At 63.6% G+C, this 23,323-nt stretch carries 30 protein-coding genes and 3 pseudogenes; 16 read left to right on the forward strand and 17 right to left on the reverse strand.

Annotated elements, in window-relative coordinates; genetic code table 11:
* Positions 1 to 68: 68 nt before the first annotated feature.
* Entirely contained in the window at positions 69 to 641 is a 573-nt protein-coding gene (locus ACSKB8_RS20025; RefSeq protein ID WP_438105887.1) for a hypothetical protein, read from the forward strand.
* Between the two features lie 44 nt (positions 642 to 685).
* Positions 686 to 1,138, forward strand: a complete 453-nt coding sequence (locus ACSKB8_RS20030; protein ID WP_438105889.1) for a hypothetical protein — start codon at positions 686 to 688, stop codon at positions 1,136 to 1,138.
* 1,544 nt (positions 1,139 to 2,682) lie between these two features.
* On the opposite strand, the gene ACSKB8_RS20035 is transcribed toward ACSKB8_RS20030, so the two are convergent.
* Both ACSKB8_RS20035 and ACSKB8_RS20040 read right to left on the reverse strand, forming a co-directional pair.
* A complete protein-coding gene (locus ACSKB8_RS20035) occupies positions 2,683 to 3,525 on the reverse strand; it encodes an AAA family ATPase (RefSeq protein WP_438105891.1) in 843 nt (280 codons plus the stop codon).
* A 95-nt stretch (positions 3,526 to 3,620) separates the two neighbouring features.
* Positions 3,621 to 3,866 carry a GlsB/YeaQ/YmgE family stress response membrane protein gene (locus ACSKB8_RS20040; protein ID WP_091879455.1) on the reverse strand — a complete coding sequence of 82 codons (246 nt, stop codon included), beginning with the start codon at positions 3,864 to 3,866 and terminating at the stop codon, positions 3,621 to 3,623.
* Between the two features lie 124 nt (positions 3,867 to 3,990).
* On the opposite strand from ACSKB8_RS20040, the gene ACSKB8_RS20045 reads away from it, so the two are divergent.
* From ACSKB8_RS20045 to sseA, 3 genes are all read left to right on the forward strand, one after another.
* Entirely contained in the window at positions 3,991 to 5,166 is a 1,176-nt protein-coding gene (locus tag ACSKB8_RS20045; protein ID WP_080134207.1) for a vWA domain-containing protein, read from the forward strand.
* A 154-nt stretch (positions 5,167 to 5,320) separates the two neighbouring features.
* On the forward strand, positions 5,321 to 5,734 hold the full coding sequence (locus ACSKB8_RS20050) for a rhodanese-like domain-containing protein (protein ID WP_091879449.1): 414 nt from the start codon (positions 5,321 to 5,323) through the stop codon (positions 5,732 to 5,734).
* 135 nt (positions 5,735 to 5,869) lie between these two features.
* Positions 5,870 to 6,721, forward strand: a complete 852-nt coding sequence (sseA, locus tag ACSKB8_RS20055) for a 3-mercaptopyruvate sulfurtransferase (RefSeq protein ID WP_438105893.1) — start codon at positions 5,870 to 5,872, stop codon at positions 6,719 to 6,721.
* Between the two features lie 60 nt (positions 6,722 to 6,781).
* On the opposite strand, the gene ACSKB8_RS20060 is transcribed toward sseA, so the two are convergent.
* Positions 6,782 to 7,303: a hypothetical protein gene (locus ACSKB8_RS20060; RefSeq protein WP_438105895.1), complete on the reverse strand. Its 522-nt coding sequence runs from the start codon at positions 7,301 to 7,303 to the stop codon at positions 6,782 to 6,784.
* A gap of 314 nt (positions 7,304 to 7,617) precedes the next feature.
* On the opposite strand from ACSKB8_RS20060, the gene ACSKB8_RS20065 reads away from it, so the two are divergent.
* Together ACSKB8_RS20065 and ACSKB8_RS20070 are read left to right on the forward strand one after the other, a co-directional pair.
* On the forward strand, positions 7,618 to 7,740 hold the full coding sequence (locus ACSKB8_RS20065) for a hypothetical protein (RefSeq protein ID WP_438105897.1): 123 nt from the start codon (positions 7,618 to 7,620) through the stop codon (positions 7,738 to 7,740).
* A 199-nt stretch (positions 7,741 to 7,939) separates the two neighbouring features.
* Positions 7,940 to 9,139 (forward strand): L,D-transpeptidase family protein, encoded by a 1,200-nt coding sequence (locus tag ACSKB8_RS20070; RefSeq protein WP_176945308.1) that lies wholly within the window; start codon positions 7,940 to 7,942, stop codon positions 9,137 to 9,139.
* Between the two features lie 104 nt (positions 9,140 to 9,243).
* Here the strand turns inward: ACSKB8_RS20070 and ACSKB8_RS20075 are convergent, their stop codons facing one another.
* Positions 9,244 to 10,206: a D-2-hydroxyacid dehydrogenase family protein gene (locus tag ACSKB8_RS20075; protein ID WP_438105899.1), complete on the reverse strand. Its 963-nt coding sequence runs from the start codon at positions 10,204 to 10,206 to the stop codon at positions 9,244 to 9,246.
* 128 nt (positions 10,207 to 10,334) lie between these two features.
* Positions 10,335 to 10,550, reverse strand: a complete 216-nt coding sequence (locus tag ACSKB8_RS20080; RefSeq protein WP_128936099.1) for a hypothetical protein — start codon at positions 10,548 to 10,550, stop codon at positions 10,335 to 10,337.
* A 233-nt stretch (positions 10,551 to 10,783) separates the two neighbouring features.
* Between ACSKB8_RS20080 and ettA the strand changes: the two genes are divergently transcribed.
* From ettA to ACSKB8_RS20100, 4 genes and pseudogenes are all read left to right on the forward strand, one after another.
* A complete protein-coding gene (gene ettA, locus ACSKB8_RS20085) occupies positions 10,784 to 12,433 on the forward strand; it encodes an energy-dependent translational throttle protein EttA (protein WP_091879432.1) in 1,650 nt (549 codons plus the stop codon).
* A gap of 10 nt (positions 12,434 to 12,443) precedes the next feature.
* Positions 12,444 to 12,770 (forward strand): annotated as a pseudogene (locus ACSKB8_RS20090) (lytic murein transglycosylase); the annotation flags it as partial.
* A gap of 107 nt (positions 12,771 to 12,877) precedes the next feature.
* Positions 12,878 to 13,231: pseudogene (locus ACSKB8_RS20095) on the forward strand (lytic murein transglycosylase); the annotation flags it as partial.
* Between the two features lie 34 nt (positions 13,232 to 13,265).
* The gene (locus tag ACSKB8_RS20100; RefSeq protein ID WP_438105901.1) at positions 13,266 to 13,667 is read left to right on the forward strand and encodes a peptidoglycan-binding protein; all 402 of its coding nucleotides are present in this window, start codon (positions 13,266 to 13,268) and stop codon (positions 13,665 to 13,667) included.
* Between the two features lie 89 nt (positions 13,668 to 13,756).
* On the opposite strand, the gene ACSKB8_RS20105 is transcribed toward ACSKB8_RS20100, so the two are convergent.
* Both ACSKB8_RS20105 and ACSKB8_RS20110 read right to left on the reverse strand, forming a co-directional pair.
* On the reverse strand, positions 13,757 to 14,038 hold the full coding sequence (locus tag ACSKB8_RS20105) for a hypothetical protein (protein WP_091879425.1): 282 nt from the start codon (positions 14,036 to 14,038) through the stop codon (positions 13,757 to 13,759).
* Between the two features lie 212 nt (positions 14,039 to 14,250).
* Positions 14,251 to 14,574, reverse strand: a complete 324-nt coding sequence (locus ACSKB8_RS20110; protein ID WP_091879422.1) for a hypothetical protein — start codon at positions 14,572 to 14,574, stop codon at positions 14,251 to 14,253.
* Between the two features lie 131 nt (positions 14,575 to 14,705).
* On the opposite strand from ACSKB8_RS20110, the gene ACSKB8_RS20115 reads away from it, so the two are divergent.
* From ACSKB8_RS20115 to bfr, 3 genes are all read left to right on the forward strand, one after another.
* The gene (locus tag ACSKB8_RS20115; protein WP_438110598.1) at positions 14,706 to 15,014 is read left to right on the forward strand and encodes a hypothetical protein; all 309 of its coding nucleotides are present in this window, start codon (positions 14,706 to 14,708) and stop codon (positions 15,012 to 15,014) included.
* Between the two features lie 161 nt (positions 15,015 to 15,175).
* The gene (locus ACSKB8_RS20120) at positions 15,176 to 15,448 is read left to right on the forward strand and encodes a (2Fe-2S)-binding protein (protein WP_370989253.1); all 273 of its coding nucleotides are present in this window, start codon (positions 15,176 to 15,178) and stop codon (positions 15,446 to 15,448) included.
* Between the two features lie 131 nt (positions 15,449 to 15,579).
* The gene (gene bfr / locus ACSKB8_RS20125; protein ID WP_091879416.1) at positions 15,580 to 16,068 is read left to right on the forward strand and encodes a bacterioferritin; all 489 of its coding nucleotides are present in this window, start codon (positions 15,580 to 15,582) and stop codon (positions 16,066 to 16,068) included.
* A gap of 127 nt (positions 16,069 to 16,195) precedes the next feature.
* Here the strand turns inward: bfr and ACSKB8_RS20130 are convergent, their stop codons facing one another.
* The 3 genes from ACSKB8_RS20130 to ACSKB8_RS20140 all read right to left on the reverse strand — a co-directional run bounded on the left by ACSKB8_RS20130 (position 16,196) and on the right by ACSKB8_RS20140 (position 18,443).
* Positions 16,196 to 16,798, reverse strand: a complete 603-nt coding sequence (locus ACSKB8_RS20130; protein ID WP_370989254.1) for an MSMEG_1061 family FMN-dependent PPOX-type flavoprotein — start codon at positions 16,796 to 16,798, stop codon at positions 16,196 to 16,198.
* Positions 16,799 to 16,870: 72 nt separating this feature from the next.
* Complete coding sequence (locus ACSKB8_RS20135) at positions 16,871 to 17,215, reverse strand: hypothetical protein (protein ID WP_370989255.1); 345 nt, start codon at positions 17,213 to 17,215, stop codon at positions 16,871 to 16,873.
* Between the two features lie 166 nt (positions 17,216 to 17,381).
* Positions 17,382 to 18,443: an alpha/beta fold hydrolase gene (locus tag ACSKB8_RS20140; RefSeq protein ID WP_438105904.1), complete on the reverse strand. Its 1,062-nt coding sequence runs from the start codon at positions 18,441 to 18,443 to the stop codon at positions 17,382 to 17,384.
* A gap of 122 nt (positions 18,444 to 18,565) precedes the next feature.
* Here ACSKB8_RS20140 and ACSKB8_RS20145 point away from each other — a divergent pair, with 122 nt between their 5' ends.
* Complete coding sequence (locus ACSKB8_RS20145) at positions 18,566 to 18,832, forward strand: DUF2277 domain-containing protein (protein ID WP_091879404.1); 267 nt, start codon at positions 18,566 to 18,568, stop codon at positions 18,830 to 18,832.
* A 48-nt stretch (positions 18,833 to 18,880) separates the two neighbouring features.
* On the opposite strand, the gene ACSKB8_RS20150 is transcribed toward ACSKB8_RS20145, so the two are convergent.
* From ACSKB8_RS20150 to ACSKB8_RS20165, 4 genes and pseudogenes are all read right to left on the reverse strand, one after another.
* Positions 18,881 to 19,033 (reverse strand): hypothetical protein, encoded by a 153-nt coding sequence (locus ACSKB8_RS20150; protein ID WP_438105906.1) that lies wholly within the window; start codon positions 19,031 to 19,033, stop codon positions 18,881 to 18,883.
* 128 nt (positions 19,034 to 19,161) lie between these two features.
* Positions 19,162 to 19,671, reverse strand: a pseudogene (locus ACSKB8_RS20155) (collagen-like protein); the annotation flags it as partial.
* 108 nt (positions 19,672 to 19,779) lie between these two features.
* On the reverse strand, positions 19,780 to 20,028 hold the full coding sequence (locus tag ACSKB8_RS20160; RefSeq protein ID WP_438105908.1) for a helix-turn-helix domain-containing protein: 249 nt from the start codon (positions 20,026 to 20,028) through the stop codon (positions 19,780 to 19,782).
* 370 nt (positions 20,029 to 20,398) lie between these two features.
* Complete coding sequence (locus tag ACSKB8_RS20165; protein WP_370989261.1) at positions 20,399 to 21,166, reverse strand: SDR family NAD(P)-dependent oxidoreductase; 768 nt, start codon at positions 21,164 to 21,166, stop codon at positions 20,399 to 20,401.
* A gap of 111 nt (positions 21,167 to 21,277) precedes the next feature.
* On the opposite strand from ACSKB8_RS20165, the gene ACSKB8_RS20170 reads away from it, so the two are divergent.
* Entirely contained in the window at positions 21,278 to 21,763 is a 486-nt protein-coding gene (locus ACSKB8_RS20170) for a molecular chaperone DnaJ (protein WP_091879393.1), read from the forward strand.
* Positions 21,764 to 21,952: 189 nt separating this feature from the next.
* On the opposite strand, the gene ACSKB8_RS20175 is transcribed toward ACSKB8_RS20170, so the two are convergent.
* From ACSKB8_RS20175 to ACSKB8_RS20185, 3 genes are all read right to left on the reverse strand, one after another.
* Complete coding sequence (locus ACSKB8_RS20175) at positions 21,953 to 22,204, reverse strand: hypothetical protein (RefSeq protein WP_091879390.1); 252 nt, start codon at positions 22,202 to 22,204, stop codon at positions 21,953 to 21,955.
* A gap of 241 nt (positions 22,205 to 22,445) precedes the next feature.
* Positions 22,446 to 22,706 (reverse strand): hypothetical protein, encoded by a 261-nt coding sequence (locus tag ACSKB8_RS20180; protein WP_091879387.1) that lies wholly within the window; start codon positions 22,704 to 22,706, stop codon positions 22,446 to 22,448.
* A 156-nt stretch (positions 22,707 to 22,862) separates the two neighbouring features.
* Positions 22,863 to 23,246: a RidA family protein gene (locus ACSKB8_RS20185; RefSeq protein ID WP_128945795.1), complete on the reverse strand. Its 384-nt coding sequence runs from the start codon at positions 23,244 to 23,246 to the stop codon at positions 22,863 to 22,865.
* Positions 23,247 to 23,323 lie beyond the last annotated feature (77 nt).

Raw genomic sequence — 23,323 nt, forward strand, 5'->3', positions numbered from 1 at the left:
ACCAAAAGTTGCCTCGTGCTCTCCGCGTCTATAGTGTCAACAAGCGGATCGCCCTGTCGGGAACGGATGTGAGCAGGAAAACAGAACTCGAAGCGGGCGTCGAGCCGTTGGACAACATCATTGTTGGTGAATTGCCCAGCGATGTATTTGTTCGTCGTTTCAGCAGTTATTTCTTCTATGATATAGATCTGAATTCTTCGGAGGCGATCATTTCCGCGCTGCGGCAGGTCGCAGTCGTGTGCTCGGGTTTGGATTTCGAGATCGATGTTTATGCGAGTTCGACCCGAAGATTTCTTGCAAGCCTGGACGAGGCTTCGAACTTGCCTTGCGAGATCAAGAAGCTCGGCCGGGCGATGTGCGACGACGGCGATATGGGAGGCATGTCTATCGTCGATCGACGGAAGAGGTGGGCTATATATCAAGAGCGTCCCATTGACCTGGCCGTTCTGGCGGTTGAATGCGACGTAGACCTGAGAGGAATAGCTGCCGTTCGAGACTGCTTCTTCACGATCGGCGATGTCAGGAACTGGCTCTCGATGCGGACCGCTCGCGACAGGGAGCTGGTTGACGTCCTAGGAAGTGGGTTTCTCTCCGCATTGGTCGAGAGCTATTCATCACCACAGGTGGAGGATGATCGTTAGCGATGAGCGAAAGTCCGAGTGATTTTAATGAGGTAGTTCTAGCCATGCGAGTCGTGGACGCAATTCGCGCCCGGCCTGATATGTATGTCGGCGATTTTCCGACCGGCGCCCTGCTAGTGGCACGCCTCGTAGAGAGCTTGATCCTGCTGAATGTCGGGCCTCTGAAGATCGAGCGCACGGGCGCATGGTACTCCATATATGCGGATAGGGATTGGCTAGTGACGGAATCTGGAGCCCTTTCTCTCGACGCATTCCAGCGCTCGATACCGCTGCCGAGCGGTGGCCGGTTCTATGACAGGGCGGAGGTCATACTGACCGCACTCGCCGATGCTGTCGTAACATCTGACGCGACCGGAGTTAGCTGGATCACCGGTGAACCCGGAAAATGGCCTCTGCCCGCGGATTTCGACTTGTCATTGCCTCAAGCGAGGGGGCGGATCGTCGCCTTTCACTACTCGGAGCCCGATCTTTCCTGGGCGCACGGCGTTCAGGCGTGAACCGACCAAATGGTGACTCGTGTCGGATTGTGAGGATCTCGGTGAGCCAACTCGTTCGGTAGTTCGAGAGAAGATACTCGCCCTCATCGGCGATGACGAAGCGCGTCAGGATGTCTCGGATTGGGCCGCACAATGGGTCCGACGACTCGATCCCAACATTGAAGATGCGCAAGTCTGGCTGGCTATCACCAGGCTAGGCGGCGCAGATTTGCGTACCTCTCGAACCGCATATCTTCACGGAGACGAGGATTTTGCTGCATGGCTAGCTGATTTGGGCGACAGCTAGATCGTGCCTTGATTGAGCAGAGCGATGAACTTGGACCATGTGACTTCAGCGATTGTTAACACGGGCGTGCAAGCCGACGTGTTGAGCGAGTAACCCACCACTTCTGTTGACGCGGAAACGAAAAGAGGTGGGTTACGCTGACGCTAACCCACCCTACGAGCTTTGCTGTGTCGCTCGTTCGTCAATCCCTCTTCGCAAAAATATTCCACTTTACCGAAATTCGGAATTGCGGCATAAGTCGAAACAGCCCGGCCTGAGGAAGAGGGGCGGTTCGCGAGGTCGTTCGAAACGCGGGCCGGGTTGCGGTGGACGCGGCAGCGTCGGGCGCGAGGCTAAGGGCAGGGCGGATTGCTCTCCGTGAGCCCCAAGGCTTCGTGTAGACGAACGGCGCTGTCAGGTTCGTCTCGCCAGCAAGTTTCCGGCTCCGTCGACAGGGTTGGAAAAACTGCGGCGTGTAAGCGAACCGTGCGTACGGCAAAACCGTGTGGTCCTGGCCGTCGTTGCTACGGTCAAGCCTTGGCGGATGCGGCATTGGCGTCAACCGGCGCGGTGCCGGCGACTTTCGCTGGGGTGAGGGAGGCCAGAACGAACTCGGCTCCCGGGAGAGCGCGGCATAAGCCGTCCAACCACTGCGCAGGGAAGGCCGTGTGTTGGGCTTCACCTGTATGCTGCTGTGCGGTTTTCTGCGTGTGCTTTTCGCGCAGCGGACCGTGGGTGCCAGCCGGCACCCGGCCTTCCCTGCGCCCTCTTTCTTTGGGGGCGATGGAGAGAGCAAAGCTCGGGCGAAATGCGCCGCGAGGATGCGAACGTGTGTCTGCAGTTCAGAACGTGAGCCGGAGAGCGACCCAATGCCCCTTGCTCCGTCATTGCGAGCGTAGCGAAGCAATCCAGACTGCCGCCGCGGGGGGATTCTGGATTGCTTCGCTACGCTCGCAATGACGATGCTGAAGAAGTGTGCCTCAATCTCCGTTGTCATCGCCCGGCTTGACCGGGCGATCCAGTATCCAGAGGCGATTGTGATTGAGCCGAGACGCCTCGGCGTACTGGATTCCCCGCTTTCGCGGGGAATGACGGTGTCATTTGGAAACGATGCCGATGTCCAACACGTCGTCCTGGCGAAAGCCAGGACCCATTACCCCAGGAAGTGGTTTTGCGAATATTGGTAGTTTGGTACGCCGACCATTCGCAATCGATAGATCACGCGGTATGGGTCCCGGCCTTCGCCGGGACGACACCGAGAATGTGTCGGCCGCGTGCCCTACACCTCCCGGCGGCTCAAAAACGCCAGCCGCTCGAACAGGTGCACGTCCTGCTCGTTCTTGAGCAGCGCGCCGTGCAGCGGCGGGATCAGTTTGCGCGGGTCGCGTTCGCGCAGTTGCTCGACGCTCATGTCCTCGTTGAGCAGCAGCTTGAGCCAGTCCAAAAGCTCCGACGTTGATGGCTTCTTCTTCAGGCCGGGCACCTCGCGCACTTCGAAGAAGATGCGCAGCGCCTCCTCGACCAGGCGCTTCTTGATGCCGGGGAAGTGGACGTCGACGATGCGGCCCATGGTGTCGGCATCGGGGAACTTGATGTAGTGGAAGAAGCAGCGGCGCAGGAAAGCGTCCGGCAGCTCCTTCTCGTTGTTGGAGGTGATCATCATGATCGGGCGCTGCTTCGCCTTGATCGTCTCACCGGTTTCGTAGACATGGAATTCCATGCGGTCGAGCTCGAGCAGCAAATCGTTCGGAAACTCGATGTCGGCCTTGTCGATCTCGTCGATCAGCAGCACCGGGCGCTGCTCGCTGGTGAAGGCTTCCCAGAGCTTGCCGCGCTTGATGTAGTTCCTGATGTCGGACACGCGCGCGTCGCCGAGCTGGCTGTCGCGCAGGCGCGACACCGCGTCGTATTCGTACAGGCCCTGCTGCGCCTTGGTGGTGGACTTGATGTGCCAGGTCAAAAGCGGCGCCTTCAGCGCCTTTGCCACTTCCTCCGCCAGCACCGTCTTGCCGGTGCCCGGCTCGCCCTTCACCAGGAGCGGGCGCTCCAGCACGATCGAGGCGTTGACGGCGACCTTGAGATCGTCGGTCGCAACATAGTCCTTGGTGCCCGTAAATTTCATTGCGTGTCCTTGGGTATCGTCGGCGTGAGGCGCAGGCCCCGGTCGCGACAAGGGAACGGCCGCGCGTGGCGGCCGTTCCCGGTTCGGTCAGGCTTTCAGACCCGTCTTATCAGCGAAAGGATGACCAGCACAATCACCGCGCCGATGGTGGCGTCCACGATGGCGCCGACCGTGCCGGTGGCGAGCGCGATATGCAGCTGCGGCAGCACCCAGCTCGCCACCAGCGCGCCGATGATGCCGACGACCATGTTGCCGATCAGCCCAAATCCCGCCCCGTGGACAATCTTGCCCGCCAGCCAGCCGGCGATCGCGCCGATGATCAGCGCTGCGACAATTCCCATTGCAAACGTCCCCCAAAACAGCCCCGTATGGCCACCAATTCTAGAGCAAAAAGCCTCCCGGTCCAGCGCGGAGCAGTGGCCTCCGCCCCTTGACGTTCGCCCCCCGACGGGCAATCTGTCACCCATGTTCCTGCAATTCTTCACCTCTCTGCGCGACGCGCAGGTCCCTGTGACGCTGCGCGAATACCTCACGCTGATGGAGGCGCTCGACGCTGACCTCGCGGACTACACGGTCGAGAATTTCTACTATCTGTCGCGCGCCTCGCTGGTGAAGGACGAGCGCAACCTCGACAAGTTCGATCGCGTCTTCGGCACGGTGTTCAAGGGGCTGGAAAGCCTGCTCGACGCCATGGAGAAGGCGGAGATCCCCGAGGAGTGGCTGAAGAAGCTGGCCGAAAAGTACCTCACCGAGGAAGAGAAGAAACAGATCGAGGCCATGGGCTGGGACAAGCTCATGGAGACCCTGAAGAAGCGGCTCGAGGAGCAGAAGGGGCGGCACCAGGGCGGCTCGAAGTGGATCGGCACCGCCGGCACTTCGCCGTTCGGCGCGCACGGCTACAACCCTGAAGGCGTGCGCATCGGCCAGGAGAAGAACCGCAACAACCGCGCCGTGAAGGTGTGGGACAAGCGCGAGTTCAAGGACTTGGACGGCAATGTCGAGCTCGGCATCCGCAACATCAAGGTGGCGCTGCGCCGCCTGCGCAAGTTCGCGCGCACCGGTGCGCCTGACGAGCTCGATCTCGACACCACGATCCGCGAGACCGCCAATCACGGCTATCTCGACGTGCACATGCGCCCCGAGCGGCGCAATGCGGTGAAGCTGCTGGTGTTCTTCGACATCGGCGGCTCGATGGACGCGCATATCGAGCAGGTCGAGGAACTGTTCTCGGCGGCGAAGAGCGAGTTCAAGCACATGGAGTATTTCTACTTCCACAACTGCCTCTATGAAGGCGTGTGGAAGCAGAACAAGCGCCGCTTCACCGACCGCACGCCGACCTGGGACGTGCTGCACAAATACCCGCACGACTACAAGGTCGTGTTCGTCGGCGACGCCTCGATGAGCCCTTACGAGATCATGGTGCCTGGCGGCTCGGTCGAGCACGTCAACGAGGAGCCCGGCTCGGTCTGGCTCGATCGCATCATCCGCACCTATCCGCATGCAGTGTGGCTGAACCCGGTGCAGCAGAAGCATTGGGACTATTCGGAATCGACCACCATCATCAAACGCATTTTTGCCAACCGCATGTATCCGATCACGATCGAGGGTCTGGAAGGTGCGATGAAGGAGTTGACGCACTGATGCTCGGCGTCGTCATTCCGGGGCGCGCGTAGCGCGAGCTTTGATGCGCAATTGCGCATCAGAGAATCCATCGGGCCGCAGCGTTGGTGACAAATGGATTCCGGGCTCGATGCTGCGCATCGCCCCCGGAATGACGAAGGAGAAGGGAAAAGATATGCCCCAGACCATCACCCGCGGCATCAAGGCGCTGATCGACGAGGCCAATGCCGAGATCGAGACGCTCAGCGCCAAGGACGCCATCGAGATCTCCAAGAACGGCGACGTCGTCATCGTCGACATCCGCGACCCCCGCGAGATCGAGCGCGAGGGCCGCATCCCGGGCGCGTTCGCCTGCACCCGCGGCATGCTCGAATTCTGGATCGATCCGCAGAGCCCGTACGCCAAGCCGATCTTCCAGGAGGACAAGAAGTTCGTCTTCCACTGCGCCGGCGGCCTGCGCTCCGCGCTCGCCGCCAAGACCGCGCAGGACATGGGCCTCAAGCCCGTCGCCCACATCGCCGGCGGCTACGCCGCCTGGCGCGATGCCGGTGGGCCGACGGAGCAATGGGAGCCGAAGAAGAAGGGGTGAGGTGAACACCGTCCTCGCCACACACTCCGTCATGCCCGGGCTTGACCCGGGCATCCACGTCTTGCCGCGACGAAGAACGTGGATGGCCGGGACAAGCCCGGCCATGACGACTAAGGACAACAGCCGGAGCACGTAATGACCACCGACCCCCTCGTCTCCACCGAATGGCTCGCCGCCCATATCAACGACGCCAACGTGAAGGTGCTCGACGCCAGCTTCAAGCTCCCCGGCGTGCTGCCGCTGCCGAAGGACGACTATCTCGCCGCGCATCTGCCCGGCGCCGTGTTCTTCGACGTCGATGCGGTGTCGGATCATTCCAACCCGCTGCCGCACATGTTTCCGAGCGCCGAGCAGTTTGGCCGCGACATCGGCAATCTCGGCATCTCCAATGCCGACACCGTCGTGATCTACGATGCCGGCGGCTGGGTCGCGGCGCCCCGCGCATGGTGGATGTTCCTGTCCTACGGCCACGGCAATGTGCGCATCCTCGATGGCGGGCTGAAGAAGTGGCGCGCTGAGGGCCGCCCCGTCGAGAGCGGCGAGGTGAAGCCGAAGCCCGCGACGTTCAAGGCGAGCTACGATGCAAAGCGCGTGCGCAGCATGCAGCAGCTGATCGCCAACGTCGCAAGCCACGCCGAGCAGGTAATCGACGCACGCGCCGCCGATCGTTTCGAGGGCCGCGCGCCGGAGCCGCGGCCGGGCATCCGCTCCGGCCACATCCCCGGCGCCCGCAACGTGCCCTACAATCTCCTGTTCGATGCCGCGACCGGCACGATGAAGCCGCTCGACGATTTGCGCGCCGCCTTCACCGGCGCCGGCGTCAAGCTAGATGCGCCTATCGTGACGAGCTGCGGCTCGGGCGTCTCGGCCGGCGTGCTGACGCTCGCGCTCTATCGCCTCGGCATCACCGACACCGCGCTCTATGACGGCTCGTGGTCGGAATGGGGCCAGGCCGGCGGCCCGCCGATCGCGACCGGGCCGGCGTAACCTCGTCGCCATGGCGGCGGTGCGCTCCCTCGCCCCGCGCGGAGAGGCGAAGAAGGAGCGTCAGCGCGTGCGCGCGGTCGTTGTTGTCGCGAAGGCCGGCTGCTGCTGTCCGAACGGATTGAGCTGTTGCTGCAATTGCTGAGGCGGCGGACGCCGCACGATGTGGTGCCGCTTCTTCGCCTTCGCCTTGCGCTTGGTCGCCTTGCCGTCCGACGCGCTGCTGTCCGCCTTGATGCCCGCCTTGGCTTTCGCCGGTGTGTCCTTCACGGACGTCGCCGCCGGATCGTTCAGCGCGGCCAGCTTGGCCGCGGCGGCATCGAGCGCCGGGGATGCGAGGGCGGCACCGGGGTCGGCCGGCACCGGCTCGCTGACGGTCGCGGCAGCAGTAGGCTGCGTCTCGGGAATCGATGCCGCGGTGTCGGCCGGGGTGAGCGTGTCGGTGGCCGCTGGCGCTGTGGCGTCCGCCGTCGGCTCGGGTGTGGCCGGTTCGGTGGTCGGAGTTCTGGGCTTCAGGCGCGGCTTCAGTGATCTGGGGCTGAACGTCGGTCTCGGTCGTCGGCGTGGCGACTTGCTCTGGCCCATTCGCCGGCAAGCCGATGGTTGGAATCTGGTCACGCAGCGACGGGGTGGGCTCGACGGTCACCTCCGGCTCCGGCTGTAATACCGCGAGCACCGGCTGAGCCGGCTCGGGAGCCTGCGCAAACACCTGCTCCTGCGGGCCGTTCCGCCAGGCGGGGTTGCTGACATACTGCTCATGGCTCGCCCGCAGCAGCGCGGCGGCCCCTAGGCCGAACACCAGGATGGAGGTTGACAGCAGGATCGCGGCAAACAGGAAGCGAAAGCCGGGAAGCATCGGTCGGATTACGAATTTCCGCCCCGGGTTGGGGCCAGGGCCCATGAGCCATCTGAACGCGGTGACGGTACTGATTGCCGCCTTCGCCACGCCGGGATCGGAGCTCAAAGCGATGACGAATCAGGCTGATTCGACCATATCGCAACGCCTCTCCGCCGTTCCCTAAAATTCGGGCCCGAAGACTCCGGCAATTGATGGCGTGATGCGATTTCTCCCCCGTGATGCAATGGGGCAACGGTAGTCTTGCGGATCACAAATCGGCAAATCCGGCGCAAATACGCCTGATATGTCTTGAATGTGCCGCTATCTTCGGTCATCTGGCCGTTAACGGTCCGGTCGGGCTTGGGGACTATACAAGAGCGATGATGATCAAACATTTTCTGACGATATGCGCTGCCGCGACAGTCGCTGCGGCGGGAACCTCGCTCGCGCAGGCTCAGAGCTATCCGGTCCAGCAGGCGCCGAGCTATGGCGCCCCGGCTGAATATCGCCCAGGCGATCGCACGCCGAATTTCGACGCGCTGGACGAAGACGACGACGCGATGCCCCAGACCTCGCTGCCGGCGCCCGGCCCCGCCGACGATCCGCGCTACGGCCGCCCGGCCGGCGCGCCTCCGGTCTATTCGGCGGCCCCGCCGCAGGGGCCGGTGATGTCGCCGGATGATCCGCGTTATGGCCGTCCGGCTGGCGCTCCGGCCTATTCGGCCGCGGCGCCGCAAGGCCCCGTGATGTCGCCCGACGATCCCCGCTACGGCCGTCCCGCCGGTCCGCCCCCGGTGATCTATGCCGATCGTCCGGGGCAGGGCCAGGCACCGGCCAATGACGGCCTGCGTCCGCCTGAGGCCGTCGGTGGTCCCGCCGCGACCGGTACGGTCCAGGCCGGGCAGCCGCCCGTCGGCGCCGACGGCCGGCCGATGACGGTCGCGTCGTTGCCGCCCGAGGAGCAGCCTGATGCTGCGCCGGCGCAGTTGCCGCAGAACCTGCGCCGCCAGGAAGTCGCGTTCCAGACCAAGGAGCCGGCTGGCACGCTCGTGGTCGATACGCCGAACACCTACCTCTATTACGTGCTCGGCAACGGCCGTGCGATCCGCTACGGCGTCCGCGTCGGCCGCGACGGCTTCACCTGGACCGGCGTACAGAAGATCACCCGCAAGGCCGAGTGGCCGGATTGGCATCCGCCGACCGAGATGATCGAGCGCCAGCCCTATCTGCCGCGCTTCATGGCCGGCGGCCCCGGCAACCCGCTCGGCGCCCGCGCGATGTATCTCGGCTCGACCGTCTACCGCATCCACGGCACCAATCAGCCCTCGACGATCGGCAAGTTCGTTTCCTCCGGCTGTATCGGTATGCTGAACGAGGACGTCTCCGACCTGTTCGACCGCGTCAAGGTCGGCACCCGTGTGGTGGTGCTGCCGGGCGGCCCGCAGCCGGGAACGGCGACCGCCTCCGCCGCGCCAACGCCGAGCGCTGCTGGTCCGGCTCCAATGGCCGCCCAGGCTGGCCCGGTCCCGGGCACCCAACCGACCGTCGTGCCGCCGCTGCCCGCGCCGGTCACCGTGCGCTAGGCGCTTCGCGCGCATTCGAATTGCAATGGGCGTGCCTTGGCACGCCCATTGTCGTTTCAGGCCAGTGTCGTTTCAGGCCAGTGTCGTTTCAGGCCAGTGCCGTTTCAGGCCAGCTTCCGCGGCAGCTCGCTGCCTTTGGTAAAGGCGTCAATTGCCTCGACCATCTGGCTGTAATGGATGCGCAAGCCGTCCGCGGTGGCGTAGCCCAGATGCGGCGTCAGCACGAGATTGTCGAGCTTGCGGAAGGGATGGTCGACCGGCAGCGGCTCGACCGAGAACACATCCAAGCCTGCACCTGCGATCCTCCTCCGCTGCAGGGCCTCGAGCAGCGCCTGCTCGTCCACGATCGGCCCGCGCGCGGTGTTGACGAGGAAGGCGGTCGGCTTCATCCGCACGAGATCGGCGCGGCCGACCAGCCCGCGCGAGCGCTCGCTCAGCACCACATGGATGGTGATGATATCGGCCTTGGCGAACAGCTCCTCCTTGCTGGCGTAGCCGACGCCGGCCTCCTTGCACTTCTCCTGCGTGAGGTTTGGGCTCCAGGCGATCACGTTCATGCCGAATGCCTTGGCAATCCCCGCCATCTTGCTGCCGAGCTTGCCGAGCCCGACGATGCCGAGCGTCAGTCCTTCGATCTCGACGCCGGCAAAGGTCTGCCAGGGCTCGCCGGCATGCATGCGCGCATTCTCGCGGCCGATGCCGCGGGTCAGCTCCAGGATCAGGCCCATGGTGAGCGGGGCGGTGGGATCGCGCGAATATTGCGTGCCGCCGATGGCGACGCCACGCGCCTTCGCAGCTTCCATGTCGATGGAGGCGTTGCGCATGCCGGAGGTCAAGAGCAGCTTCAGCTTCGGCAGCTTGTCGAACAGGCCCTTGGGGAATGCGGTGCGCTCGCGCATCGCGCAGATGATTTCGAAATCGGCCAGCGCGCTCGCCGCGGCCTGCTCGGAAGCAAATGGGTGGCTGAACACGGTGACGTCGACGCGGTCGGAGAGTTTTGGCCAGTCGGCGACGTCGAGGGCGAGGTTGAAATAGTCGTCGAGAATTGCACAGCGCAGGCGCGTCATCAGCGTTCATCCATGGCGAGAGGTGACGGCGCGAGCGGGGGCGCCCTCGTCGGAACCGGGCCATGGTTGCGCGCAATCAGTCTCGCGCGCAAGCAGCCTGCGTCTTCAAAAATCCGATAGCGGCGGGCTCAGAGGTCGCGGGGCTTCAGACGGAACGGTGCATCCATGCCGTGCTTGGCGCGCCAGGCCGGACCGGGGCCGCGCATGTAGTGCAATTCGGGCCGGTACGGGTTGAAGGCGGTGGCGAAGAAGCGTTTCCAGAAGCTCTGGATCTCGGAGACGAATCCGGAGACGCGGCCGGCTTCTGCCGGAACATGAAAAGAGTTGGTCTCGATCAGAGCCATGATGCGGCCTCGCTGTGCTCCCGTTCGTTCTGAGCGGGTGGCGCTGTTTCCGCGCGAAACCGAGCTTTGGCCTGATTTATTAAAAGATGGTTTCAATTGTCCGGATCTGAGTCCGGATGGTGTCCGAACCGTATTCATCCGTGGTGAACGGACGGAAAACATTGCCCTTTGGGGGCGGGATCGCTACATCGGCGGCAAGCAAATTTCCTCAAATCGAAGGTTTCACGGGACCGATGGCGCGCCAGTTCATCTATTTCATGCAGGGCCTGACCAAGAGCTACCCGACCCGGAAGGTGCTCGATAACATCCATTTGAGCTTCTATCCGGACGCCAAGATCGGCGTGCTCGGCGTCAACGGCTCGGGCAAGTCGACCCTGCTCAAGATCATGGCCGGCCTCGACAAGGAATACACCGGTGAAGCCTGGGTCGCCGAAGGCGCCCGCGTCGGTTATCTCGAGCAGGAGCCGCATCTCGATCCCAAGCTTTCTGTGCGCGAGAACGTCATGCAGGGCGTCGCCAAGCAGAAGGCGATCCTCGACCGCTACAACGAGCTCGCCGTCAACTACTCGGACGAGACTGCCGACGAGATGACCAAGCTGCAGGACGAGATCGAGGCGCAGGGCCTCTGGGATCTCGACAGCAAGGTCGACCAGGCCATGGACGCGCTGCGCTGCCCGCCCGACGATGCCGACGTGACGAAACTCTCGGGCGGTGAGCGCCGCCGCGTCGCACTGTGCCGCCTGCTGCTCGACCAGCCCGAGCTCTTGCTGCTGGACGAGCCGACCAACCATCTCGATGCCGAGTCGGTGTCGTGGCTGGAAGGCCATTTGCGCAACTATCCTGGTGCGATCCTGATCGTCACCCACGACCGCTACTTCCTCGACAATGTCACGGGCTGGATCCTCGAGCTCGATCGCGGCCGCGGCATTCCCTACGAGGGCAACTATTCGTCCTGGCTGGTGCAGAAGCAGAAGCGCCTGGAGCAGGAAGGCCGCGAAGAAGCCGCGCACCAGAAAACGCTGGCCCGCGAGCAGGAATGGGTGGCGTCCTCGCCAAAGGCACGCCAGGCCAAGTCGAAGGCGCGCTACCAGCGCTATGAGGAACTGCTCAAGCAGGCGAGCGAGAAGCAGACCCAGACCGCGCAGATCATCATCCCGGTCGCCGAGCGCCTCGGCGCCAACGTGGTCGATTTCGAAGGCCTCAGCAAAGGCTATGGCGATCGCCTCTTGATCGACGATCTCACCTTCAAGCTGCCGCCCGGCGGCATCGTCGGCGTGATCGGTGCCAACGGCGCCGGCAAGACCACGCTGTTCAAGATGATCACCGAGCAGGAAACGCCGGACAAGGGCACGATCACGGTCGGCGAGACCGTGCATCTCGGCTATGTCGACCAGTCGCGCGATGCGCTCGACGGCAAGAAGACCGTGTGGGAGGAAATCTCCGGCGGCAACGAGCTGATCCTGCTCGGCAAGAAGGAAGTCAATTCGCGCGGCTATTGCTCCTCGTTCAACTTCAAGGGTGCGGACCAGCAGAAGAAGGTCGGTGCGCTCTCCGGCGGTGAACGCAACCGCGTCCATCTCGCCAAGATGCTGAAGTCCGGCGCCAACGTGCTGCTGCTCGACGAACCGACCAACGACCTCGACGTCGACACGCTGCGCGCGCTCGAAGAGGCGCTGGAGGATTTTGCCGGCTGCGCCGTCATCATCAGCCACGATCGCTGGTTCCTTGACCGCATCGCGACCCACATCCTGGCGTTCGAAGGCGACAGCCATGTCGAATGGTTCGAGGGCAACTTCCAGGATTACGAGAAGGACAAGATGCGTCGGCTCGGCCAGGACAGCATCATTCCGCACCGGGTGAAGTACAAGAAGCTGACGCGGTGATCTCGGCATGATGTGGCGGGCGCTCATCGCTGCGGTGATTGCGATCACCTGTGCTCAGTCGCCCGCCCGCGCCGCCGACGCCGCCTTCACGCAATTCATCGTCTCGCTCTGGCCGGAGGCGCAGGCCGAAGGCGTGTCGCGCGCGACGTTCGAGGAGCAGATACGCGGACTCGAGCCTGACTACAAGCTGCCCGATCTGATCCTGCCGGGGCGGCCCGCGACCGGCGCACCGTCGCAGGCCGAGTTCGTGCAGGTGCCCGCCGACTACGTCAAAGAAGCCTCGATCGCGCGGCTTGCAGGTGAGGGGCAGCGACTGCTGCAAAAATATCGCACCGCGCTGACCGAGATCGAGAAGAGCTCAGGCGTTCCTGCGACCGTCATGCTCGCGATCTGGGGCCGCAGACAGATTATGGCCGCTACACGCTGCCTTACGATCTCGTCCGCGTGTTGGCGACGCAGGCCTATGTCGGACGCCGCAAGGATCAGTACCGCAACGAGTTCATTCTTGCGCTCAAGATCCTCGGCGAGGGTGTGGTCACGCGCAAGGACATGCGCTCGTCCTGGGCCGGCGCGACTGGTCTCACGCAATTCCTGCCTTCCGAATATTACAAGCACGGCGTCGACTTCGACGGCGACGGTCGTATCGACATCTGGCATTCGGTGCCGGATGCGCTGGCGTCCGCTGCGCAGCAGCTCGTCAACAAGGGCTGGCAAAGCGGTGTGCGCTGGGCCTACGAGGTGCAGGCACCGGCCAAGGTCGATTGCACCACCGGCGTGCCCGAGGTGACGAAGCCAATCGGCCAATGGCTGCGCGAAGGTTTTGTGCCGGTGCGTGGGCAGAAGCTCAGCGCGGCCGAACAGGCGCAGCCGGCCTCGCTGGCCGCAGCCGGAGGGCATCTACGGTCCGTCGTTCCTGAGCACGAAGAATTACTTCGTCATCAAGGAATACAATTTCTCCGATCTCTACGTGCTGTTCGTCGGCCATCTCAGCGACCGCATGATGAGCCCGCTGCCATTCGCAACGCCCTGGTCGGCTTCGAAGCAGTTGCGCACGAAAGACGTCGAGACCATGCAGCGCGGGCTCACGCGCGCCGGATTCTACAAGGACAAGATCGACGGCAAGGCGGGCATGCAGACCCGCGCCGCGCTCGGTGCCTATCAGAAGTCGGCGGGCCTCAAGGTCGATTGCTGGCCGAGTGAAGAGGTGCTGCGCTCGATCCAGGCTTCGCGATAATTGTTCTCGACTTCGGCCAAAAGAAAAAGCCCGGCCGAGATGCTCGGCCGGGCTTCGATCGCGGCGCGGATGCGCGCGTAGCGATCAGATCAGTAGCAGACGCGAACCGGCCGGCTGACCCAGCCGTAGCCGTCCCAATACCGCTCACGACGCCAGTAGCAGGGCGCCGGCGGCGGGGGCTCGGCCACGTAAACGGGGCCGCCATAGGCGGGGCGGCTCGACGCGATGGCGCCGCCAACGATCGCGCCGCCGATCAGGCCGGCTGCGATGCCGGCGCCGACGCCGTCACCGGCTTTGGCGGGCGGAGTGGCGGTCACCAGCGAACCGGCGACCGTCGCAACCGTGAGGGCGGCAACTAAAGTCTTCTTCATGCTCAGGGCTCTCCTGGGAGATGGGCTCCCCTTGTTAGAGGTGCCCGGGTTTCAAAGGTTCACGCACACTCTGATGGAATTGGCCGTTGGGCTAGGAAGCGCGCAAATGGTCAATCCACGGTAAACGCACACGGAGCTGTGACGAGAAAAAGCGGTCTTTTTCAGGCCCAGAGATGAACGCCGCATCCGTAGTGAACCGGTTCAGGGGCGGCTCAGCCGCAGACTCTGACGCGGCGGACGCGCCAGGCGTAGCCGTCCCAGAAGCGCTGCTTCTGCCAGACGCAGCCGCCGCCGTAATAGTCGTCGGCAACATAGCCCGGGCCGGGGGCGTAGTAGCGGGGCGGATAGTAGCCGGGTTCGTAATAGCCAGGGCCCGGTCCGTAATAATACGGAGAAGCTAACGCGCCACCGACAATGGCGCCGCCGATGATCCCGGCCGCCACGCCTGCGGCGACGCCGCGCTGCGCATGGGCCGGTGTTCCGGCCGTCAGGGCCAGAGTGACGATGGCAGCAATTGCCAGGAGCGACTTCTTCATTGTTGACCTTTCACACAATCACGCGGGAACTCTTTGGAAGCAGAGTTCCATACTTCGCTTGAATGATCAATGAACGGCACCCTTGCCGGGTACGACAGATTGGTATGGACCGCAGCTCCACACAGGACACGATGATGGGCAACGCGATGATCAATGCATTGATTGCTGCCGGGATCGTTTTCGCGATCGGCTACGGCTGGATCACACACCTCCAGAACCGCGGTCGGCGCTCCCGCGCCGCGGCCGGCAGCGATGGAGGGAGTAGCGGCGGTGACAGCTATTCGGGGACGAGCGATGGCTTCTCGCTGGGAAGCTGGTTTTCCAGTGACGATTCGGGGAGCTCGACTGATGGCGGCAGCTGTTCCAGCAGCGATAGCGGCAGCAGCGGCGGGGATTGCGGTGGCGGCGGTGATGGCGGGGGAGGCGGTGGTGGCGACTAGGTCCGCTGCAATCTTGATCCAAAGCAACACCCTATTTTAGAGCCGTTCTAGGATGTTTGCGGGCCAGTTTGGAATAGCTTCAAATACCAGTTTTTCCTTTTGCATCCGGCCGGCCCCTTAAATATCGATGATGGTGCATCACCGAAGGGCCTGCCGCTTCCATGATCGTTTGTTCCTGTAACGTGCTAAGCGATGACGACATCCGCGCCGCCGTCGCCGAGTCCGACGACGCCGTGCGCCATGCCAAGCAAGTTTATGGATGCCTCGGTTGTAGCGCCGAATGCGGCCGCTGTGCCCGGACCATCAAGACCATCATCGAAGAAGCGCTTGGCCCCTGTGCCCAATCCTGCTGTGCCGGCTGTCCGCACAGCCACGCCGTGGCCGCCAACGACGAGACGGCCGAACCGGCCCAGTTCGCGCTCGCGGCCTGCTGAAAACTTCCTCAACGCTGGCTGAGCTTTCCCCGGCTGCGTCCCCCAGCCGGTTGCCGTCGTCCGCAAATTCATTTAGAAGCATTCTAAATTCGGTTTGGGGCCGATTTTGATTGCAAGAGCTGGAGTGAACCATGCAGGCCGACCCAAAAGTCATCGACTATCTCAACAAGGCGCTGCGTCACGAGCTGACTGCGATCAACCAGTACTGGCTGCACTACCGTTTCCTCGATAACTGGGGCCTCCTGGACATGGCCAAGGTCTGGCGCAAGGAGTCCATTGAGGAGATGGAGCACGCCGACAAGCTCACCGCGCGCATCCTGTTCCTCGATGGCTTCCCGAACATGCAGGTGCTCGATCCCCTGCGCATCGGCCAGAACGTCAAAGAGATCATCGAATGCGACCTCGCCGCCGAGATGAGCGCGCGGGCGCTCTACCAGGAAGCGGCGACCTACTGCCACGGCGCCAAGGACTACGTCACGCGTGACTTGTTCGAGAAGCTGATGAGCGACGAGGAGCATCACATCGACTTCCTCGAAACCCAGCTCGACCTGATCGGCCGTATCGGCCTCGAGCTCTACACCCAGAAGCACGTCGGCGGTCTCGAAGGCGAGGGGCACTAAGCTCCGGCCCTCCCTCCATTCGTCATGGCCGGGCTTGACCCGGCCATCCACGTGCTACCGCACGACGAAGAGGTGGATGCCCGGGACAAGCCCGGGCATGACGGTCGTTTGCGGAACCACGATCCAACTACAACTGCGTCTTGTAAAGTTCTTCCACGCTCTCCTGACTCTGCGGTTCACCCAAGCCCGTCTGGTCGTGAATGACCTCGATGATGCTCGGCATCACCGAGCGCTGCACCTTCTCGGACGACCATAGCTTCGAGCGCATCAGCGCCTTGCCGCAGTGGAAATAGACCTCGCTGACGGTGACGTTCAGTACCGCGCGAGGCGGCTTGCCGAATTCCACCATCGCGGCGAGCAGATCCGGATCGGCCGACAGCGTGCCGCGTCCGCCGACGCGCAGCGTCTCGTCGATCCCTGGCACGAAGAACAGCAGATGCACGAAGCCAGAGCCTTCGACGACGTTGCGAAAACTGTCGATCCGGTTGTTGCCGGAGCGGTCGGGCATCAACAGCTGGTTGGGACCGGCGACGTGGACGAAGCCGATGCCGCCGCCGCGCGGCGATGCGTCGACGCTGCCGTCCGCTCCCGATGTCGCGAGCACGCAGAACGGCGACATCTCGATGAATTTCTTCGCATGGGCATCGATCGCCGGACGCGCTTTCGCAATGACGCGCGGCGACGGTTTGGCATAGATGGTGGCGAGGTCTTCGGCGCTAAGATCGGTCAACGGCCTGCCTCCGCTTTCGGCTTGGCCTCAAGCTAACCGATCGGGCGCCTGCAGCCAACGAAATCCAGCGCGCTACACCGCATCGGCCGGCACGAAGCAGCTGATGATGATAGCGCCGCGGTGGTGGACGTACCACACCACGGCCTGACCGACCGGATTGCCGCGGTCGCGGATGATGGCGCGCTCGGGCACCTCCATCCATTGTCCTTCGATCGGCACCCAATAGGCGCCGCCGCGTACGTCGTATTCGGTGCGATGGCCATCGGAAATGTCGCAGCAGGGCACGCCGTTCGGCGCGATCACGCTCTTGAACCAGTCGCGGATGTCGGGCGGGACGTGGTCATATTGCCCGTTGTCGAACGCGAGCGCGGCGCTCGTCAGCGCGGCCAGCCAAACGCACAGTGCGAGCCTGTGCATGCGATCCTCCTCATCGCGTGTCGTACCGAAGGCGCGCGATTGTCCCGCGCATCGATTCGTTTCGTTGGCGCGATTAAGCCCGAGCCGTCAGCGCAATGCATGCTCAAATAATATGCGGCGGCGAGCGCTGCATATGATGCGTTGCGAGATGGCGCGCGTGGTGCTCCTACATGGTCCGCTGCGGCGCGGTCTTCAGCAATTGCCGAATCTGCTCGCTGTAGAATTTCGCATTGCCGGTGGTGCCGTGGCCGCGCGTCTCGGCGCTTGCGGGGATCAGGAAGAGGCGGCCGTTCTTGACCCGCTTCATTGCAGCGTCCGTGATGCCGGTCTCGGGCGGATTGCGCTCGTCATCGGCGGAATTGATCAGCAACAGCGACGCTTCGATTTGCTCCAGCTTCTCGCCGGCATTGTAGTCGTGCGAGGATTCCCACTGATAGACGAAGTCATTGGCATCGGCCGTGATCGGCGTCGCGAGCCGACCGTCGACGATCTTGTCGGCCTTCGCTGCCGTCGGCGCCTGCGATTGATAGGCCAGCGTGCCGCCGATGCTGGCGATGCCATAGGCCGTGATGGCGTATTTCATCATGCGCGGCTGGCTGGTGTAATTGCCGCCATTGTAGTCGGGATCGTTGCGGATGGTGTCGAGCATAATCCGCCGCAGCATCCAGTTGCGCGAGGCCATCTCGGTCGGCTGCGAGGCCATCGGGATCAGCGCGTCCATCGCGCTCGGATATTTCTCGCCCCACAGCCAAGTGTGCATGCCGCCCATCGAATTGCCGATGACGAGCCGCAGATGCTCGACGCCGAGGCCTTCGGTCACCAGGCGATATTGCGCTTCGACCATGTCGTCGTAGTCGTATTTCGGGAAGCTCGTCTTCATCCCGTCGGACGGTTTTGACGATTTTCCATGGCCAATGCTGTCGGGAATGATGATGTAATATTTGGAGGCGTCGAGTGGTTGCCCGGCGCCGAACAACTCGCCGGCAAAAGCAGGCGATAGCATGCTCGCGCCCGAGCCGCCTGTTCCGTGCAGCACCAGCACAGCTTGGCCGCTCGGCTCGCCGACGGTGGTGTAGTGCAGCCGCAGTTCCGGCATGGTCTCGCCGGTGTGGAACTTGAAATCCTTGGCGATCCAGTCGCCCTGCTTCGGCGTCGGATAGTCGGCTGCCCATATCGACGTCGAGATGGATAGCAGAACGGCCGACAAGGCTGCGCAAGAAGCTCTCATGATCCTCTCCCCGAGCGGCTCGTATTCGGCGGCCGCGTTGCCGCGGAACCTAACAGAAGTGCGGGGAAGGATGTAGGATTTCGTCGCCGCCGATCGTCCTTGGACATATCCGGAGAGACTGCATGTGCCGTAACATCAAGACGCTGTTCAACTTCGAACCACCGGCGACGGAGGACGAGATCCACGCCAGCGCGCTCCAGTTCGTGCGGAAGCTGTCCGGCTTCAACAAGCCGTCGCAGGCCAATGAGGAGGTGTTCGAGCGTGCAGTGGCGGAAGTGTCGGAGGCCGCGCGGCGGCTGTTGAGCTCGCTGCACACCCATGCGCCGGCGCGCGACCGCGAGGTCGAGGCGGAAAAGGCCAAGGAGCGCTCGCGGCTGAGGTTTGGTTAGCGATCCCAGAGAGCCCATTCCGTGATTTGGCTCACGGAAGAGCGCTACTTACTGCGCGATGATGTCCGCCGGGGTTTCGACAACCCGGAGCATGATCATGAGCCGCCCCCTTCTTCCCTTGAAAGCAGGTGCCGTCACCCTCACGGTGCTGTGGACCGCCTGGATGATGTGGTGGAGCGGCTCCTTCTCGAGCGTGAACACGATCATCCTCGCCCTGTGCGGCGCCGCGGTCGGCTATCTCTGGTATCGGGCCATGCGTTGGCAGTTCGAGCGCATGGGCATGCTCCCGCGACGCGAAAACGGGGAATAGGCTCGTCTGCTAGCCCTTGTTGCCGCGCTTCTTCTTTCTTCTTCTTCCCGCGAGTGTCGCCTTCGCCTTCGTCGCTCCCATCATCGGCGATCGGCTCGTCAGTCTCCTGCACGGCGGCCTCCAGCGCCTCGCGCTCGGCGGCTTCACGCTCGCGCTGGCGGCGCCGTTCGTCCCACGCGTCGAACAGCTGCTCGAGCCACGGCAGCACCTGTTCGATCGACGGCAATTGACCGGGTGGCCCGGCCTCGCCGCGCGGGCCTTGCGGCCCTGCGGGCCCCTGCGGTCCGACAGGCCCCTGCGCGCCCGCCGGTCCGCGCGGACCGGCTTCGCCCTGCTTGCCTTGCGGACCGGGCTTGCCTGGCGGTCCGGCCTTTCCGATCGGCCCCGGCTTGCCTTGCGGACCCGGCTTGCCGCGCGCGCCGTCGGGGCCGCGCCGGCCCGGATGACCCTGCGGTCCCGGCCGTCCCGGCTCGCCCTGCCGCCCGCGCGGTCCCTGAAGTCCCTGCCGTCGTCCCTGATCGTCTGCCACGCCACTGCTCCCCTTTCACGGAAGCAAGCTACTTAGCGGCGTTTGACGACAGCAGCAATTCCGCCCGCGTATCGCACGGGATCGGGCAACATCGATCGGCACCGCGCGCTAATCCTGATAGGCGGGCACTTCGATTCCGGAGGCGGCATAGAGCCGGATCTTGTTGCGCAGCGTGCGCACCGACAGGCCGAGCACGCGCGAGGCGCGCGTGCGGTTGCCGTCGCAGCGCGCCAGCGTCTGAAGCACGAGCTCGCGCTCGACCTCGTCGACGGTGGCGCCGATCAGCATCGGAACGATCTGGTTCGGTGCAAGGAATTGCGCGCCCGGTTCGGACGCAGCGACATGAACAGTGGTCATCAATACACTCCCCGATCAACGCCCGCTTCCACCGTTGGAAGCGGATCGAGAACAAACGACCCCCAAGCCGTGAATCTACGGTGGTCCGGTTTGGTTAATGAAAAGTTAACCGCGGGCGATCGCACCAATTGACCTCAGGAATGCCGCGAAGCCGCCGCGATTGGTGCGGGATGCATGGTGATGCGGGCCTATCTTGCGCGACGCAGCTGTCATGCCCCGCGCTGCCACATCCTCCGCTGTCATGCCCCGCGGAGGCGGGGCATCCAGTACGCCGCGGCCCTTCCGTATCCCACAACGGCCTCTGGGATACTGGATCGTCCGCCTGCGCGGACGATGACACTGAGCCAGTGGTAAGAGCTTCCGCGCCCGCTCACACCGTCCGGTATCCGCCGTCCACCATCACGATCGTCCCGGTGACATAGGCCGACAGATCCGAGGCCAGGAAGATCGCGGGTCCGACGATGTCCTCGGGCTTGCCGGTGCGCGCCAGCGGAGTGTGATCGACGAAGGCCTGCACCAGCGCCGGATTGGTCGCGCGCACATGGGCGTTGATGTTGGTCTCGATGAAGCCGGGCCCGATCGCGTTGACGCGCACGCCTTCCTTGCCGAGCTCGACCGCGAGCGCCTTGGTGAAGCCGAGCACGCCGTGCTTCGAGGTCGTATAGGCCGCCGAGCTCGGCGTGCGCAGATGCACGAAGGACTGGATCGAGCCGATATTGACGATGCGGCCCTTGCTCGCGCGGAGGGGCGCGAGGAACGCCTGCGTCATGTTGAAGACGCCGTTGAGATTGAGCGAGATGATGTCGTTCCAGTCCTTCGCCACCGTCTCGGTCTCGGCGGTGAAAGCGTTGCGGCGGGTGATGCCGGCATTGTTGACGAGGATCGAGACCTGCCCGACCTTGTCGGCAACTTGCTTTGCCAGCGCGAAGCAATCGTCACGCCTGGTCACGTCCAGCGCAAAGCTCTCGGCCTTGCCGCCGGCTTTGCGGATCTCCTGGGCGGCCTCCGCCACCGTGTCGGCATTGACGTCGAGCAGCACCACTTGCGCGCCTTCCCGCGCATAGCCGGCCGCGATCGCCCGGCCGATGCCGGAACCGGCGCCGGTGACGACGGCGATGTGGTTTGCAAGCAATGCCATGACAGTTTCCTCCCGATTTCGTTTCGAAGTTTCACGAAAAGCTAACTCGAAATTAAGGGGTCGGAAACGGCGGCCTTGGCATACTGATCTTCATTGCTAAACGTTGCGCGCATGATGGAACGGCTTGAATCCTGGAAACTCGCACTCGAACGCCTGCGGTCGGCGCAGTCGGCCGATTGGGCCGAGGCCGGCCGGCTCGTGGCCGAGATCGCGCGGATGAGCAGCGACGTCACGCTGCGCCAGGCGGCGGAGCAGGCGCTTCCGGTCTTGCGCCAGGCCGTCGACAATGATGATCACAGCGTCACGCTGGCAGCCCAGCGCCGCATCAGTGTGGTGCTCGAGGTCATTCATGATCTGACCGCGCCGCGCTTCGGTCGCCGCAATGCCATGCCGAAGAAGTTGTCGAGCGAGGATCGCGCCCGCAAGGTGCTCGGCCTGCCGCTCGCCGTGCAGCTCACGTGCGAGGATATCAATCAGGCCTATCGCCGCGCCGCCAAGGGCATGCATCCCGACCATGGCGGCAGCGCGCAAGCCTTCATCGACCTCGCCGCCGCGCGCGACATCCTGATCCATCCCGGCGCGCACAAGGACGCGTGAGAGCGCCTGGCGATATCTCGTAGGGTAGGCAAAGGCGCAAAGCGCCGTGCCCACCATTTTCTTCACGGATGGAATTGGTGGGCACGCTTCCGCTTTGCCCACCCTACGATTTCTGCTCACGCAGCTCGAAAAAAAGCGCGGGCAAAGACGCGAGGTCCTTGCCCGGCTTTTTGTCCGCCGATCGAATTGTCACCAGGTGCAGTGGCCGTTCATGAGCGCCTGATCCTTCAACATCAGCGCATCGCCGAAGGTTGGCACGGTCGCGCTGACGCGGGAGTAGTCGGACGGCCACGGCGTGGTCGGGATGCTCTCGTCCCAGATCTGGCAGAAGCCGGTGTCCTGCCAACGGATCAGGTGATAGCTGGCTTCGGCTGGGCTCGCAGCGACGAACGCGGTGACGGCAAGACCGACGGCAGCGCAGAGCACGGAAATACGACGCATGATCAGCTCCTCAAAATGAAAGATGGGATGCGCCTCCCGACAATGATGGGAGGGCCGGTGCGGGACGCTTTTGGGCCTGCGCCCCGGACAAGATGTGAGTAGTTCCGCCGGCCGGTCAGGTTCAAAGCGGGCGCGCGGGAAAATGCGCGATTTTTGGCCGGAAAACGCCAAGGCCGCTGCAAAAGGAAAAGGGCGGATCGCTCGCGCGACCCGCCCTTCAAATTCGATCCGTTGCGTCAGTTCAGAGCGTGCAACGGCGGTCCGACCGCATCTTGATCTGGAGGTCCGACGCTTCCTGGAAAGTCGGGAGCGGCTTGCTGACGACCTTGTAGGTCGACACCCCCCACTGGAACGGCTTGTATTGCAGGTCCTCGTTCCAGACCTGACAGATGCCGGTGTTGTCCCAGCGGATCACGTAATAGCCGACCTTCGCCGAGGCGGGCACGGCGAACACGGACGAAGCGATGCCGGCAACGGCACAGAGCGCAAGTGCGCGACGCATGAAGTATCTCCTTGTGGGGGAAGTGGGATCCGAAAATTCGTGCGGGAAAAGCAGGGCCTTTGCAAGCCGGGGAGCGGCCGTTCACGGACATGTCAGTTGCTGCCGCGCATTTGGTTTGGCCGCGTGCCCGACAAGTCACACGTGCTTAAGCGTTGCTCACTTCGAAAGCGACGCCACCGCCTCGATCTCGATCAGCATCTTCGGATCGGGCAGCGCGTGCACCACGCAAGTTGTGCGCGCGGGGTAGGGCGGCGGGCCGAAGGCGCCGGCATAGAGCGCGTTCATGGCGGCCACGTCCGAGGCGCGGGTCAGGAGCACGTTGACCTTGACGAGGTCGTGCATGCTCGCGCCGGCATCGACCAGCACCCGCTTGATGTTGACGACGACGTTGGCGAACTGCGCCTCGAACCCGTCGGGCAGCGCGCCATTGGCGTCGAAGCCGGGAATGCCGGAGACGAACAGGAGATCGCCAACGCGGGTGGCAAACGACAGCGGCGGCGCCTTGACATGCGGCGGGGGCGCGAAATGCTGGATCGGCATGGCATCACCTCGGGGATGGTCGATAGACGCATGAGCGTAGCGGCAGGCCGGGGCCGCTCAAAACAAAAAATGCAAAA

The organism is Bradyrhizobium sp. BR 1432 (assembly GCF_051547705.1).
Classification (GTDB): domain Bacteria; phylum Pseudomonadota; class Alphaproteobacteria; order Rhizobiales; family Xanthobacteraceae; genus Bradyrhizobium; species Bradyrhizobium zhanjiangense.

Excerpts from the sequence above, each read along its gene's own strand:
- ACSKB8_RS20030 (WP_438105889.1), top strand. The coding sequence starts at position 686 with ATGCGAGTCGTGGACGCAATTCGCGCCCGGCCTGATATGTATGTCGGC.
- ACSKB8_RS20035 (WP_438105891.1), bottom strand. The coding sequence starts at position 3,525 with ATGAAATTTACGGGCACCAAGGACTATGTTGCGACCGACGATCTCAAG.
- ACSKB8_RS20040 (WP_091879455.1), bottom strand. The coding sequence starts at position 3,866 with ATGGGAATTGTCGCAGCGCTGATCATCGGCGCGATCGCCGGCTGGCTG.
- ACSKB8_RS20045 (WP_080134207.1), top strand. The coding sequence starts at position 3,991 with ATGTTCCTGCAATTCTTCACCTCTCTGCGCGACGCGCAGGTCCCTGTG.
- ACSKB8_RS20050 (WP_091879449.1), top strand. The coding sequence starts at position 5,321 with ATGCCCCAGACCATCACCCGCGGCATCAAGGCGCTGATCGACGAGGCC.
- sseA (WP_438105893.1), top strand. The coding sequence starts at position 5,870 with ATGACCACCGACCCCCTCGTCTCCACCGAATGGCTCGCCGCCCATATC.
- ACSKB8_RS20060 (WP_438105895.1), bottom strand. The coding sequence starts at position 7,303 with ATGGGCCAGAGCAAGTCGCCACGCCGACGACCGAGACCGACGTTCAGC.
- ACSKB8_RS20065 (WP_438105897.1), top strand. The coding sequence starts at position 7,618 with ATGAGCCATCTGAACGCGGTGACGGTACTGATTGCCGCCTTCGCCACG.
- ACSKB8_RS20070 (WP_176945308.1), top strand. The coding sequence starts at position 7,940 with ATGATCAAACATTTTCTGACGATATGCGCTGCCGCGACAGTCGCTGCG.
- ACSKB8_RS20075 (WP_438105899.1), bottom strand. The coding sequence starts at position 10,206 with ATGACGCGCCTGCGCTGTGCAATTCTCGACGACTATTTCAACCTCGCC.
- ACSKB8_RS20080 (WP_128936099.1), bottom strand. The coding sequence starts at position 10,550 with ATGGCTCTGATCGAGACCAACTCTTTTCATGTTCCGGCAGAAGCCGGC.
- ettA (WP_091879432.1), top strand. The coding sequence starts at position 10,784 with ATGGCGCGCCAGTTCATCTATTTCATGCAGGGCCTGACCAAGAGCTAC.
- ACSKB8_RS20105 (WP_091879425.1), bottom strand. The coding sequence starts at position 14,038 with ATGAAGAAGACTTTAGTTGCCGCCCTCACGGTTGCGACGGTCGCCGGT.
- ACSKB8_RS20110 (WP_091879422.1), bottom strand. The coding sequence starts at position 14,574 with ATGAAGAAGTCGCTCCTGGCAATTGCTGCCATCGTCACTCTGGCCCTG.
- ACSKB8_RS20115 (WP_438110598.1), top strand. The coding sequence starts at position 14,706 with ATGATGGGCAACGCGATGATCAATGCATTGATTGCTGCCGGGATCGTT.
- ACSKB8_RS20120 (WP_370989253.1), top strand. The coding sequence starts at position 15,176 with ATGATCGTTTGTTCCTGTAACGTGCTAAGCGATGACGACATCCGCGCC.
- bfr (WP_091879416.1), top strand. The coding sequence starts at position 15,580 with ATGCAGGCCGACCCAAAAGTCATCGACTATCTCAACAAGGCGCTGCGT.
- ACSKB8_RS20135 (WP_370989255.1), bottom strand. The coding sequence starts at position 17,215 with ATGCACAGGCTCGCACTGTGCGTTTGGCTGGCCGCGCTGACGAGCGCC.
- ACSKB8_RS20140 (WP_438105904.1), bottom strand. The coding sequence starts at position 18,443 with ATGAGAGCTTCTTGCGCAGCCTTGTCGGCCGTTCTGCTATCCATCTCG.
- ACSKB8_RS20145 (WP_091879404.1), top strand. The coding sequence starts at position 18,566 with ATGTGCCGTAACATCAAGACGCTGTTCAACTTCGAACCACCGGCGACG.
- ACSKB8_RS20160 (WP_438105908.1), bottom strand. The coding sequence starts at position 20,028 with ATGACCACTGTTCATGTCGCTGCGTCCGAACCGGGCGCGCAATTCCTT.
- ACSKB8_RS20165 (WP_370989261.1), bottom strand. The coding sequence starts at position 21,166 with ATGGCATTGCTTGCAAACCACATCGCCGTCGTCACCGGCGCCGGTTCC.
- ACSKB8_RS20170 (WP_091879393.1), top strand. The coding sequence starts at position 21,278 with ATGATGGAACGGCTTGAATCCTGGAAACTCGCACTCGAACGCCTGCGG.
- ACSKB8_RS20175 (WP_091879390.1), bottom strand. The coding sequence starts at position 22,204 with ATGCGTCGTATTTCCGTGCTCTGCGCTGCCGTCGGTCTTGCCGTCACC.
- ACSKB8_RS20180 (WP_091879387.1), bottom strand. The coding sequence starts at position 22,706 with ATGCGTCGCGCACTTGCGCTCTGTGCCGTTGCCGGCATCGCTTCGTCC.
- ACSKB8_RS20185 (WP_128945795.1), bottom strand. The coding sequence starts at position 23,246 with ATGCCGATCCAGCATTTCGCGCCCCCGCCGCATGTCAAGGCGCCGCCG.